This is a genomic window from Chryseobacterium sp. MEBOG07 (assembly GCF_021869745.1).
Taxonomy (GTDB): domain Bacteria; phylum Bacteroidota; class Bacteroidia; order Flavobacteriales; family Weeksellaceae; genus Chryseobacterium; species Chryseobacterium viscerum.
In genome coordinates, this window is sequence record NZ_CP084579.1 from 3,877,177 (window position 1) to 3,891,197 (window position 14,021).

Consider the following 14,021-nt stretch of genomic DNA (forward strand, 5'->3'; position numbering starts at 1 on the left):
GATGATGAAGCTTATTTTGAAAATCAGAGATGAAGATTTAGATTTTATATTAAAGCATATCATTGAGCTTAAAATAAAAGAGATAAAAATAAAAAGAAAGATTAAGCAGAGAAATACTAGGTCAACATCATTTCCAAATACGTATAATGAACCAGATGACTAACTCTCTAAAAACATTTAGATCTATTAGTTCTGTAGGAAGTACTGGAAGATAAGTAACATCCACCCCTTGTTGTTCTAAGAATTTGCATGTTTCCAAAACTGCTGAATGCTCTGTTGAAACAGTAATTATTTGATTTTTATGGATCTATTTTACGAGACAACTCCTTTAGTTATAGTATTTAGAGCCTAGGTTGCTCCAGATGTAAAAGTAATTTGGAAAAGTGTTATATTTAATAAAATAGCAACATTTTATCTTGCTTTTTTATCTCCTCATTAACCCTCCCCCCAATAATATGAGAGCTTGAAGGATTTGTATACAATTCTGTCATATAAGGGATTATCTCAATCAAAACATCTTGATCCATCTCCGTTGTTAAAGCATTATCCAAAAATATTATCTTATTTTTTCATCAATCAAATTATTTAGTTCATTATATACCTAACCCATGCAACATTTAGCATTTAAATATATATCACATTATTATCAATTGCAAAAAATAAAGTTAATTTAAGCTAATTTAATCTATTTTAAATCATAAAAAATGAGATGATAAACTCTCGTTTAGAATATGTTAAAACTAATTAAAATTTTTCTAAAGTTATGGAAAACAACAAGCATTAAAATATGGCAACTATATCATTAAACATCGCTTAATTTGGTAATTTATATACTAGAATATCTTAAAATATTTTTAAAATAAAATGAAAAATCTAAAATGAAACTGTAATGAATTGATGGTTTATTTGGTTACATTGTAATGGTTTAGAAATGTTATAGATTGTCTCATCCTGAAATAGTAGAGGTCATGAAGAAATCTTCTGAGACCAAAACATCATATGAAATACTAAATCCCAATCTATTAGAAAAATTACTTTTAGGATCCCAAAGAAAGAATGTTCAGTCTATGGGTAAAAGTTATTGAATATTTTTTTGCCTCTTAAGAATAATTCTTACATATCATAATTTTTATTTAGTAGATCTTACAATAGTTTTCTATGGGTTTTATTGTCGTTTCTACAATCTGATCATCAAAAATAGAATTTAAGATTTTTCTTACATCTATATTTAGTTTTTTTAATGATTGATTATCACAAGAGTTGGGTTTTCTTTTTTTAGTTCTGTTAATAACTTTGGGGTTAGACTACCCAAAATTGGACGAACTTCATTTAGCTAGATCTGGAGAGGGGTAAAATAAACCTCAATTTTGTGCCTGCCATTGCTTATGCAATTGCCTTTGCTTTATTTTTCCTGCTTCGAATTGCGCTTTAAAAAAATCTCTTGCAAAAATCTCATCTATTCTAAGCTTTTTTGCTTTAACATGCATACTATCTAAAATAGTTTTTTCCACGTAAAGGGTCATCAATTGGAGCTTTAGTATTTCATTTACTTTTTGCCACCAGTGGTGAAACCGATAGACCGTTGTTAATTAGCTTTAATAAAATATCTTTCTTATTTTCTAATCCAATATCCTGAAACCATTTATTATTACAAGAAATAACAGTAAGTAATATCCCAACTAAAAGTAGATGAAGTGTTTTTTCCATTTTAAAATTTTTGTTTTTTGATATAACAAATATAGAATATAAATAAAAATAACTCTAATTAGGTGTGAAAAATAAAGAATATTAGACTGCTAAAAAAAGACATTTACATAGATGGTAAACTTTCTTTGAAAATAATTTAATATCTCCCAAAATTGGGCAGACTGATAAAATATACCTTGTTAAAGCTTTTGATTACAAAATGAAAATCGAAAGAAAATTGAAGTCCCTAAGATTTAAGGAGAAAACTAAAAATTGTAACTACATTAGGAAATGATAGGAACAAAACTTAGGAATTATTAAAAAAAACTAGTTTCTGTCTTCACTGAACATAAACTATCTCCATTAGGTGTAAGAAATAACAGACAGTCTAAAAGAAAAACATTTATTGAAACTACAACAGGTTTATTTCTAGTACATTAATTAAAACCAGCCTATAAAATGAAATATTGTCGTTTATTATTTAATATTTGTAATTTTAAATTTATGGTATTTAATATTATTGAAAATAATTGCTGAATATATTTTATAATATTATTAATTAAAAACAGTTGTATGCAAAAATCTATTGTTAGTTATAATTAAGAATTGAAATTGTCAGATTCTATTATACTTCATTATTCCTCTAAGGCGCCTCATTTTTCAAATGATAACAATGAAATTGTAAAAAACTTTATTTATAGTGATTTTTTTAATGCTTCTGAAATTAACTTCCCATCAACAGAATAGGCCTTAAAAAGTAAGGCCAAAAGAGCTTTGAAGAGATAATTACAAATGTAGATAAGCTATTATTAACTCATCTAGGGTATTTACAAATTAAAAAACCTCTCATAAAAACGAGAGGCTAAAACACAAATGATAAGAAAGTTTCACTTAGAGTAAAATTTAATCTCATAGTTTAATAAAATCGGCCATTAGTATTATCATGAAATATCCTAAAGTGTTTATATCTGCAAAATTACATTTTCAAACTATTGGAAAATTATAAATATTGAATAAAAAACTACAACTATTAACACGGGAAGAAGTGTTAACGCATTCTTTTCAAGAAAAATATTATGTAGAATTAAAGTCTAATTTTTAAATCCAGAAAATATTATTTATTGTTTAGGTATATAGAAGCTGATTTCTGCTTTGCTATTATGTATTAATAGCATAAAACACTAGCTGATTTCAAAATTATAGTAGTGAGCAATAATATATCAGAACAAAACATGGCTTTTAGGAAGCTTTATAAATAAGTATATTTGGACTACCTAGGAAAAGAACGATTTAGAGTTTGTTTTTTAAAAATTAGTATAATACTTTCGAAAGATTTATTGAAATATATACTTGCAAAAACAAATGAAAAGATTAATAATTAATAAAAATTTATTAAAACACTATTGAGGTAAAGATTTTCATAGGCTTTTTTAATTAGTGCAATATGTTTATAAATCAATTTTACAGTAAATCTCAATTTTGTTTATGAGGGACCCTTTAAGAGGGTTCCTTTTAAATTTTGAATAAAACCATATTTGTACTTAATGATTTAGGATTAAAACTTAATATAATTATAAACATTAAAAACTGGTTCACCTTTATTATATATATCTAATTATTTACAATTTGTAATTCTATTGAAAAAGGAGTTTTTAATTTTGCCCTAAAATTAGAATAGATTATTACATATAGGTTTTAAGGTTAGACAAATCTCGTATTATACGTAATGTCAATTCAAAGATACTTCATAGTAAATTAAAAGCATATTGCTAACAAAACCTAAGCACAAAATTACCATCTGAATGAATCCATCTTTAAAATTTTTCTAAAACAATTTTACATCCCATTAAATAACATCCTATAATTTAAATAAATGCCAATTTCCTTAGTAGTCATTACTTATAATGAAGAAGATAATATCGTAAGACTCTTAGAATCAATCATAAACACTGTTGATGAAATCATAATTGTTGATAGTTTTTCAACAGACAAAACCAAAGAGATTTGTACAGAACAATATCCTCAAGTAAAATTCTTTGAGAAAAAATTTAATGGATATGGTGAACAGAAAAACTATGCTATTAATCTATGTTCCAATGAATGGATTTTGTTCCTGGACGCAGATGAAGTTCCAGATGAAGAACTTAAAAAGTCAATAAAAGACGTTGCCTCTTCTGAGAACCCTGGACTGTCAGTTTATAATGTGAAGTTTAATAACTATCTGGGGATCTACTTAATAAAATATGGAGGTTGGGGAAATGTTTACCGCGAAAGACTTTTCAAAAAAGGATATGCAAAATATTCTAATGACAAAGTACATGAATTTTTGATTACAGATGAAAAGAAAGGCCTATTGGAAGGAAGGCTAAATCATTATACATATAGAAACATTCATCATCATATCATGAAAATCAATAAATACTCTGACATGATGGCTGAAAAAATGTTTCAAAAAGGTATAAGAACAAGCCGAGTCAAAATTTTTGTAAGTCCCATCTTTGAGTTTATTAAAGTATTTATAATCAAACTTGGTTTTTTAGATGGATTTCCCGGATTTTATATTTCCAAAACAATGTCTTATTATACTTTTTTAAAATATATAAAGCTGTATGAAAAGATTAGATTAATTGAAAATGAAAAAAAGAATACGGAGAGATTATAAATTTCCAATTCATACCACTTTTTAAAATTACTTTTCTTAACCTCCATTTCCACATTTATCTATTTGTTTTACTGAAAACAAATTGCTTATTCAAATCAATAATAGATCTACTGTATTGTTTGGATATAAAAAAAATTATAATTAAAATAAAAAAATATGAAAAAATTAATCTTAGGATTATTTATTGTTGCAGGCTCTTTAGCTTTTGCGCAAGAGAAAACTGAATTCAAATCCCCCATTGGATTTGGTGTAAAGGCAGGACTTAATTTATCTCATCTCAATAGTATCCGAACTGGCAAAGCTGGATTTAATGTTGGTATATTTGCTAGCATTCCTTTAGCCAATTCTTTCACTTTGCAGCCCGAGGCTTTATATTCTCAATATGGCGCTTTTGTACCTGAAAATAAAGAAGTTGCATCTTTTGCTCAAGCAAGATTAAATCTTGATTATATTACAGTTCCAGTAATGTTGCAATATAATGTAAGTTCAAAATTTTATGTTGAAGCGGGTCCTGAATTTGGTCTAATGGTAAACAATAAGTTTAAAACAGAGAATGGAACATCATTAAAATTTGGCTATGGTTTAAATAAATTTAACCTTGGATTAGGATTAGGCCTTGGATTTAATTTTTCAAAGAACTTCGGATTTAATGCAAGATATATTGCTGGATTAACCAATCCTATTAAAAAAGCTTATGCTGAATCTATGGCAAATTCAACATTCCAATTAGGGGTAACATATAAGTTTAAATAAAATATTTAGTAATCAATTTTAATAAAACAGCCGAGGTCATTAGAATCTTGGCTATTTTATTATGAATCACTAGATTATTAATACCAAAAATATCAAAGTATGGTTGGCTTAGTTTAAGTTATTTATTTTTCTATAGAATCGTCTTATAAGAGATAATGATTCCAAATTTTTGAAAAGCTTAACCTTAAATTGACACTTAGCAATATATACAATATTTGTAGTTAATCAATTAATATTTGTACTCAGTAAAATTTAATAATGAGCTAACTTGAAAAAATCATTTTTTGCATTAAATGCTCAAAACAATTATATGTTTTGGGATCAAATTTTTCGAGAGATTAAATACTGCGATGTTATTTAATTTTCACAATTGAGCAACTTAAAAGTTGCTCAATTTGTTTATTTGTTACCCTAAAAGTTGATCTACATTTCTGAATATTAAGTCCAAATTAATAGTTATGCATATATGAGTATTTTAAATGAAAGCTTTTAAAATAAATTGCAACAACTTAAGTAGTTATGTCTTTTGTTCCTGTAATGAGAATTGTGAATTGCATTATTTGTAAAAATCAAACCTAGCTTATTCTAATGATTTTTCAAGAGTTTCATTTAGCTATGTGAGCAATTTTACTATTTGATCATTATTTCTTAACCTTTTTTTGCTTAAGATATGAACATGATACTAAGCACTGATAGCTGTTAAAAATATTTATAGAAAATATCCATAAAGAGTGAGTTCCTCAAAACATTGTTGTGCAATCAAAAAATATAGAAGTATATAACTAAAATTTGTACTTTTTTTAGTAACCGGATCTGTATTTTTATTTTATAAATAATCTTATAGCAAATAAAATATGAAATTAGGACTTATACCAAACCCTGTTACTGGAAGTTTCAAACAGATTTTACCTGCAATGAATAGCTTTGACGATTTAGAAATAAAATTTTCTTTTCTATGCCCTACAGACTATAAAAGCTTTGCAGTAAATTATGGAGAAGGGTTTGTTAGTGGTTGTATAAGAGTTTATATGCCACGAAATATTATTGCAATGCATATAAATTGGCAAGAAAGGATTAACAAATATTATTCATGGAGACGAGATGTCCTTTCTCAAGAGCATGCTAAGCAGTCTTTTTTGATAATGGATACTACGCATGGTGATCAAGTGGCTGTCTTTAAAAGTAAATATTATTTCCTCCCGCACAACAGCGATAAAATTATTTATATAGGAAGGACTTTTTCCGCTGCTTTTAATTGGCTATTAGCTAATCCCTTGAATAATATTAAAGAAAGAGAATTTTATCCTGAAGAATTGGGTTAATACACCTTATTGTTAAATGAATACCCTACATAAATTATAGATCGAATTAAACAATATTAAAGAAAAATCGGAAATTGAAATATAACCAGATTTTGATATTAGATTCTTCGCATAGAAAATAAAATATTATAATTTAAAATGAAAAAAAACTTACTTTTTATCTTGTCATTATTTTGTATAATGATATTTGGACAACAATCATGTGGTTTTGATTTTGCTCAAAAAGAATTAGAAATGAAACATCCTGAAATAAGGAAGGCGAGAGAAGATGCTGAAAATCATCTCTTAAAAATGAATATAAAAGAATATCTTAAAAAAAAGGGAGTAACATTCACTAACAAATTGTATACCGGAACAATTTATGAAATTCCTGTTGTCGTGCATGTAATTGAATCCTCATCAAGTTCAAATTCATCCCTTTCACTTACAAATACACAAATCCAGACTTGGTTGGATAATTGTAACAAAATGTATGCAACTACTTACGGCAACGGCTTTTCTACCGAAGGGAATGGTGTTGATGATGGAAATGTAATACCATTTAAACTCGTATTAGCAAAAAGAACAGCTCAATGTACTGCTAGTAATGGTATTGTTAGGTACAATGGAAGTTCCCTATCTGGATATGATACTTATGGTGTAAAAGAAGATGGCACAAATGGACCTACTACAGATGATATAAAAAGTTTAGCACCTCATTGGCCAGAAAACTCATACTTTAATATTTATGTAGTGATTGGTTTTGACGGGAATAAATCTACTTCAGGTCTGATGGGCTGGGCAGGCTTTCCTACTAATACCGACGCTTCTTATGAAAGCTTTATGAAAGTGGCTGTTGTTACTAATACTAATGATAGTACCCTGGCTCATGAGTTTGGTCATTCTATGGGACTATATCATCCATTCAATGGTAGCTCAACACAACCATCTTCTCCGCAAACTTCTGACTGCCCAATCAATAACAATTGCACAACTGATAATGATAAAGTATGTGATACTGAGCCAACAGCGTGTCTTTTAAATGTTTTTCCGGTACCAGTCAATACAGATCCAAACCCTTGTACATCATCTCCTTATCAAGGCATTCAATATAATATTATGAATTACACGGCACTTCCCAAAAAATTTACTGCTGGCCAAAGAGATAGAAGCATGGCTATTTTTTTACAGTATCGTGGAAATTTAACAAATTCTTTAGGTGGAAAAGATTTGGCTTCAAATCCTGGAGCAGGAACTTTAGTAGCGTCTGTATGTAATCCTGCGGGCATTATTAACCCTGGAGACTATGGTATGGGGCCAACCAGAGTCTTGCTTGGAAGTATTGATAATAATTCTTCTACCTACTCAACATCCAATGCTCAATATTATATTGACTATAGTGCTCAAAATTGTATTAATAAGTCAGTATATACAGATATCAGTATGTCTTCCAATCAACTAAGCGTAAGTTTCCAAACAAATCCACAATATGTAAAAGCCTGGATTGATTATAATAATAATGGATCTTTTGAAAGCACTGAACTTATTGGCACATCAGGAACGAGAATTAATCCTACCGCCTCCCCTTATTTGATCAATTTTACACCTCCTTCTACAGCTGTAAAAAACACTTATTTGAGAATGAGAATAATTGTTGACTTTAATGATAATACAGCTTGCCAGAATATGAGTTATGGACAAACAGAAGATTATTCTGTGAGAATTCCTTACAGTTCTTTAAGTACAATTGATTTGACTAATCGTAAAAATGATATTACTATTAGTTATTTAGTTGCAAGGAATTCTTTAATTTTAACAAATTCTAGGAGTGGAAAATTTGGAAATTTTGAAATGTATGACATGAGTGGAAGAGTCATTCAAAAAGGATATTCTGAAAGTAATGAGATCAAATTAAATTTCTATAATAAAGGAACGTATGTCATTAGGTTTATTGAAGTAGGAGAAAAAATTTCAAAAAAATTCATTCAATAAAAAATAATATAATTTTTGTTCATTATTTCTATTAATACAGCCAATAAGATGATTTAGTGATGACGATTATCTTAACCTGCATAGAAGCATAGATTATATTGAACAACAGTAATGAAACTTCAATACTGGATATTTAGGTTTACTTAAACAATAATAGATAAATGAAAAGTTTTTTGAGGATCTTTTGGGCAATAATATGTTAAAGTTTTTAAAGGAATATTTTACTATTATTGTATTTATTCCTACTCTGTTGGGAGGAGGAGTACAGGTTTATCAATTAGTATCACTATCACCATCACTCATACAATTCTTCTCTTTTAGCCAGCTTTTAATTGATGGTATTTTAATACTTATAAGATCACCACTGTATCTCATAGGGATTCTTTCATATAGCTTTTATTTGGCTATTAAAGATGATAAACGAGAGCGAATAAAGTTTTGGATTACTTTATTTTTTGGACTTGCAGCGTTTTCATTTTCTGTTCGTAGTATTTATATAGAAAAAAGTTACTATCAAATATTTAAATATTTGATATTCTTTGGAGCCAATATTTTGTTCATTTTTATTTATAAGCTTATTGGAAATGCAAAGATTAGCTTAAAAATTATGGGGTTGGTTATTAGCTCTATTTTATTTTCAATGTTGTTAAATATTTTGGATAAGCAACTCGATTATAGTTCTATTGAAAATGTATCTTTATTGACTGAGAAAGTTAAAATTCGGTACCCTAAAGCAGAATTTAGATGTTACAATGATAGGTTTGTGATTTTTGAGAATACTGCCAATAAACGATATGTTATTAAAGAATTTGGAGATTTATTTAAAGAAGAAATTATTGATAATAATTCAAAAAAATAGTTGAATATGTATTGATTACAAAGATTAATTCAGATTTTTATAGAACAAAAATTTTCATTTACTCAATACATAATATATGTAGTTTTAGTTACACATATGTAGTTTTATAAAAAATAAAGTAAATATTTTTGTATGTCTAAATGAAAATAATTCTTATTAATGAATAAATTTCCTGCTGTAATGACTCCAGCTTACCATTTTTAATATAAAGGTACAGAAGGATGGCCCACAGATATTGTTCTATCCGAAGTAATAGGCAATAATGAAGAAGTTCCAAATTTTGAGACCAAAAAAGCTAAAAATCTTTCAACAAAGCAACGGGTTTTAAGCTATGAGAAGTTAAAGGAAAAATACTCAAACTAAATCACATAATTATATATTCATAGATTTTTTAATCATTTGGTATAAGGTGAAGCAAATTTATATATTGTTTCACCTTTTTATTTTTAAGCAAAATCCAATGGTTACATCTGGTATTCATGTAATTGATAGGTATTGGCGAGGATGTTCTTTCTTTTCATTTTTATAAACTGGAATTTGGCTTATTAACATTAACAGAAAATCGAACGATGAATTTTCAATCTTAGGTGATTAATTTTTATGGTTTTTAAATAAATTATATAGTCCGGAATATATTATCATTTGAAAATAGCTGTTTATCGTTTTTTACCACTTTGGTATTTGTAGTTAATTGTTTGATATTTGTACATTTTTCAACAGGTTAAAATCATATTTTTGAATATTACTTTATAGCGATTTATGTTAGTGTACGCGGATTTTTTGAACTTTAAACAAACTTAACGTTGGTTTAATTGTGAATGTGGGCAACTGTTAAAGTTGTCCACTTCAAAAAAAATGAGATAGATTTCAAAAAAAACGAAATTTAACAAGGCTTTAATTCTACGTATTGTATAAATTAAATTAATTCATTGAGATCATTATAATAACAAAATAATTATTACTTTATCCTATTTAAATTAAAAATATGTTCAAGAGTTAAGAGCTCTGTATAATGAAATTATCAGGAGGCTAAAGATGTTGGTTTTTACTCTTATTGAGTTGTTTAATGCACACAAATTAATATAGTATAAGGAGGGAATTTTAGACCATTCTATAATTATAAAGGAATTTATGATCTGGATTATTTGTATGCCTTTAATTTTGAAATAATAAACTGTCTATATCTAAACTAGGAAATGAGGAAGAAAAATATTCTATAGCTGTACCCATATTTTCATAAGTTTTTTGGTTGCTATATATGTTTGCTCTTCCTCTTTTGTATAGATATATATGACTATAAAGTCTTTACTCTTGTAGTATTAAAGTAAATATGGTTTATTCAATTGTATAAAAACTGATTCATATCTTTCTTATCTTCTAAATAATCAATTTGGTGGGCGAGGCAATTTATGCTTCGCTTTTATTTGTTTAATTTTTACACCAGTATCTTGGTTTTGCTTGCTGAAAGTTAGATAATCTTGTTAACCCATTTTCTAAATTCATAGTAATATTGCTACTCACCAAATATGCTTCAGTAATCTTAAATACTGTATAGAACCTACTGAATAATCACATAAAGAGTGTTTTGTGTGTTTTATGACTTGATTTGTCATCGTGTTAATAATAAAATAATATTTAATATATATAATGTTATTTATTTTTTATTATCTTTATGTTACCAATTTAACAAGTTTTTTGAAATAAAACGAAATTATTCTAAAATGAAATGCAAAATCTTGTGAATATTCTGGTTATTTTGATGAATTGTCACTAAAATTAAAAACCTAAAAATAATAAGTATGAAAAAAATCACTTTTTTTACAACTGTAGGAGTTTTTATGGCCTCGCTAGTATATGCGCAAGTAGGCATTAACACACAGAATCCACAAACAACATTTCATATTGATGGAGCAAAGGACAACCAAATAACAGGAACTCCTACTGTAACCCAACAAGCAAATGATGTTTCGATTACAGCTACAGGTAGAATTGGAATTGGGACAATTGCTCCCTCTCAGAAACTTGACATTCAAACCGGAGGAACAATAGCTGCTCCAGTACCAGGCATTAGAATAGCCGACGGAAACCAAACTGACAACTTTGCCCTAGTATCAGATGCAAATGGAGTAGGAACCTGGAAACCTATCTCTGTAGATTATCAGATTATTGATCCATTAGGGGTTGGAAACTATATTCTACCCGCTAATACAGCAACTGGAAATTACACAGGAGTACAGATCTCTCTCCCACCAGGAAAATGGATATTAAATTTAGTAATTCCTATTAGAGTAGCCCCAAACTACACCTATATGCCAGGATCCCAGTTTCCTAGACTTCGATTAATGGACTCCAATGCAGGACCAATTGATGTAACAACTCCTAGCCCCTACTCAGCTGATGCGATAAGACCTAAACTGGTTTCAGCTACAATTTCTAATTCCCAGGATCTAGGATTCATGGTAGGAAGTTTAGGAATCAATAATACTAGTACAGGAACCAAAACCTATTATTTGTATGCGGATAACTACTTTTCTGTAGGAGACACTAACGGTGACGGATCTGTTGCAGGTGATTGGTTGCGTAAGGAAACACAATTTATGTTGGATGACTGGAATGAAGCATCAATATCGTATATAAGGATAAAACAATAGTACACAAAAATATATCTGTAAAAACTCCCTCATTACATTTACATTTTATGGCATCAAAATTGACTGTTTTTTTACAGTATATAATACAGTAGAAAGAATAATCAATGAAATTATATAAAGATTCTGAAGACACAAGAGTTTCTCACATAAAATATGAATCTTACAATATTTGTTTAGAGACCTGTTGTATTTATACTTTTTTTAGATGAGAAATTTCATTACAATTATAAGATGACAAAATTTAAAAGCGGCTAGTAAGTCGCTTTTTATCTGTCTGATGCTTATATTAGATAATTCACAGTAATAATTATTGAATTTTATTAAGTTTTTAATTTCAGCTCTATATAACTTAAATGAGTTTATAAATCAAATATGAAAAGAATATTTTTTTTTTAATTGTAATATCTTTTTCATCATTTTTTGGAAAAGATATAAGGAATGATTCTTTACGTAAAGAAATCAAGGATTTATATTATACTAGAACTTCAGATGCTGATGATACCTATAATCTGGGAAAGAAAATTTTAAAGCTCTCTCAAAATGAAACAGAATTATCTAAAGCATATCTACTGATCGCTGATGCATTAAATAAAAAAGGAGACTATAGTAAATCCATTTATTATTACAAAAAAGTTGATTCACTTTCGAATATAACTAAAAATGATGAGGATCAGTTAACTGCAAACTATTTTCTTTCCTCTGTTTATAAAAGAATCTCTCTCAAAAAACAATCCCAAAACTCATTTTTAAAAGCAAAAAATAGTGCTATAAAAATTAATAAGCAAGACATACTCTCAATGATATCTAATTTGGAAGCAACATTGTTAGTTGAAGACTTACGGTATTGTGATGCTATTTTAATAACCCAAAAAACGAAAGAATCTGACGAAAAGGAACTACTTAAAAACGATATCTTAGAAAATAAAATTTATTTAGCGGTAGATTATCTTAATTTAACATATTACTATCTAAAATGTGGAATGCCAACCAATGCTCAATTATGCCTTACAAAATACGAAGATCTTTTAGCCCAAGCTCCAGACAATGAAAAACATAATTTTAGATTATCATTTTATTATCTTACCAAAGCAATGATTTTAGCGGATGGAGGCAAGAAAGCTGAGGCAAAATTATGGTTTACAAAAGCACACAATGAAGCCGTCAAAAGTGATCTGAAACTATATATTTCCAGAATCACCGAAGAAGAAATCAATTATGATATCTTAGATCCCTTATCACAAAAGAAATACTTTACTGAATATGTAAAACAGAAACAGATTCTTAAATCCCATGCAGAAAAAGTAATTGCCCAGGAACAATTTAAACAGGATAATGAGCTTAAAAAGACTCGATTTTTTTTAATTATTATATTATTTGCTTCATTATTAGCTATCTTTTTCATTTTCCTATACAATCATAAGCGTAAAAAGATAATAAAACTTCGTTTTGAAAAAATTATAGAAAATATTAAGAATGAAAGTTTATCCCATCGTCCCATCGAATTTAAAAATGATGCAACACCTCGGATAACCATTGAAGAAGAAGAAGAAGAAGGACTACAACATATTGAAGAAACCAAAGAAAATGTTATCATGTCTGAGGATCGAGAAAAAGATCTTCTGGATAAAATTAATAGATTTGAATCAGGAGCTCTTTTTACTGAAAAAAATTTCACAATGGGTCAAATGTCATATACTTTAGAGTCTAATTCTAAATATATAAATTATGTCCTGCAGAAATATAGAGGCAAGACTTTTAGTGATTATGTTAACGAACTAAGAATTAAATTTATCATTGATAAACTTATTAAAAATCCAGAGTACTTAAGTTACAAAATTAATTATCTAGCTGAAATTTCTGGTTTTTCTTCCAATAGCAGATTTGCCTATATTTTCAAAAAAGAATTAGGTATTTCACCGTCTGAATTTATTTCTCAACTCAGTAAAAAGAATAAAAATTAAACAAGATCTAATACCTGGAGTTATATCTGCATATTAAATAAACGAAATACAGCATTACTTGTTTACTTGAAAATCAACAATATATACATATTGTGTTATACTATCCGGAATAATGATAATGTATAATTGGTATTAAATAATTATTGAGTATACTTT

At 27.9% G+C, this 14,021-nt stretch carries 10 protein-coding genes; 8 read left to right on the forward strand and 2 right to left on the reverse strand.

What is annotated here, in order from left to right; translation table 11 throughout:
* Position 1 precedes the first annotated feature (1 nt).
* A complete protein-coding gene (locus LF886_RS17760) occupies positions 2 to 163 on the forward strand; it encodes a hypothetical protein (RefSeq protein ID WP_236850948.1) in 162 nt (53 codons plus the stop codon).
* A gap of 1,198 nt (positions 164 to 1,361) precedes the next feature.
* On the opposite strand, the gene LF886_RS17765 is transcribed toward LF886_RS17760, so the two are convergent.
* Positions 1,362 to 1,511 (reverse strand): hypothetical protein, encoded by a 150-nt coding sequence (locus LF886_RS17765; RefSeq protein WP_236850949.1) that lies wholly within the window; start codon positions 1,509 to 1,511, stop codon positions 1,362 to 1,364.
* A gap of 31 nt (positions 1,512 to 1,542) precedes the next feature.
* Positions 1,543 to 1,707 carry a hypothetical protein gene (locus tag LF886_RS17770; RefSeq protein ID WP_236850950.1) on the reverse strand — a complete coding sequence of 55 codons (165 nt, stop codon included), beginning with the start codon at positions 1,705 to 1,707 and terminating at the stop codon, positions 1,543 to 1,545.
* Positions 1,708 to 3,559: 1,852 nt separating this feature from the next.
* Between LF886_RS17770 and LF886_RS17775 the strand changes: the two genes are divergently transcribed.
* From LF886_RS17775 to LF886_RS17805, 7 genes are all read left to right on the forward strand, one after another.
* Positions 3,560 to 4,348: a glycosyltransferase family 2 protein gene (locus LF886_RS17775; protein ID WP_236850951.1), complete on the forward strand. Its 789-nt coding sequence runs from the start codon at positions 3,560 to 3,562 to the stop codon at positions 4,346 to 4,348.
* A gap of 156 nt (positions 4,349 to 4,504) precedes the next feature.
* Entirely contained in the window at positions 4,505 to 5,101 is a 597-nt protein-coding gene (locus tag LF886_RS17780; RefSeq protein ID WP_236850952.1) for a porin family protein, read from the forward strand.
* 854 nt (positions 5,102 to 5,955) lie between these two features.
* Positions 5,956 to 6,423 carry a hypothetical protein gene (locus LF886_RS17785; RefSeq protein ID WP_236850953.1) on the forward strand — a complete coding sequence of 156 codons (468 nt, stop codon included), beginning with the start codon at positions 5,956 to 5,958 and terminating at the stop codon, positions 6,421 to 6,423.
* Positions 6,424 to 6,561: 138 nt separating this feature from the next.
* Positions 6,562 to 8,394, forward strand: coding sequence for a zinc-dependent metalloprotease (locus LF886_RS17790; protein ID WP_236850954.1), 1,833 nt, complete (start codon positions 6,562 to 6,564; stop codon positions 8,392 to 8,394).
* 196 nt (positions 8,395 to 8,590) lie between these two features.
* Complete coding sequence (locus LF886_RS17795) at positions 8,591 to 9,253, forward strand: hypothetical protein (protein ID WP_236850955.1); 663 nt, start codon at positions 8,591 to 8,593, stop codon at positions 9,251 to 9,253.
* A 1,799-nt stretch (positions 9,254 to 11,052) separates the two neighbouring features.
* Positions 11,053 to 11,904 carry a hypothetical protein gene (locus tag LF886_RS17800; protein ID WP_236850956.1) on the forward strand — a complete coding sequence of 284 codons (852 nt, stop codon included), beginning with the start codon at positions 11,053 to 11,055 and terminating at the stop codon, positions 11,902 to 11,904.
* 797 nt (positions 11,905 to 12,701) lie between these two features.
* Positions 12,702 to 13,865, forward strand: coding sequence for a helix-turn-helix domain-containing protein (locus tag LF886_RS17805; protein WP_236850957.1), 1,164 nt, complete (start codon positions 12,702 to 12,704; stop codon positions 13,863 to 13,865).
* The last annotated feature ends 156 nt before the right edge of the window (positions 13,866 to 14,021 follow it).

Coding starts and splice junctions, on each gene's coding strand:
- LF886_RS17770 (WP_236850950.1), bottom strand. CDS start 1,707: ATGGAAAAAACACTTCATCTACTTTTAGTTGGGATATTACTTACTGTT.
- LF886_RS17790 (WP_236850954.1), top strand. CDS start 6,562: ATGAAAAAAAACTTACTTTTTATCTTGTCATTATTTTGTATAATGATA.
- LF886_RS17785 (WP_236850953.1), top strand. CDS start 5,956: ATGAAATTAGGACTTATACCAAACCCTGTTACTGGAAGTTTCAAACAG.
- LF886_RS17760 (WP_236850948.1), top strand. CDS start 2: ATGATGAAGCTTATTTTGAAAATCAGAGATGAAGATTTAGATTTTATA.
- LF886_RS17795 (WP_236850955.1), top strand. CDS start 8,591: ATGTTAAAGTTTTTAAAGGAATATTTTACTATTATTGTATTTATTCCT.
- LF886_RS17775 (WP_236850951.1), top strand. CDS start 3,560: ATGCCAATTTCCTTAGTAGTCATTACTTATAATGAAGAAGATAATATC.
- LF886_RS17780 (WP_236850952.1), top strand. CDS start 4,505: ATGAAAAAATTAATCTTAGGATTATTTATTGTTGCAGGCTCTTTAGCT.
- LF886_RS17805 (WP_236850957.1), top strand. CDS start 12,702: ATGATATCTAATTTGGAAGCAACATTGTTAGTTGAAGACTTACGGTAT.
- LF886_RS17800 (WP_236850956.1), top strand. CDS start 11,053: ATGAAAAAAATCACTTTTTTTACAACTGTAGGAGTTTTTATGGCCTCG.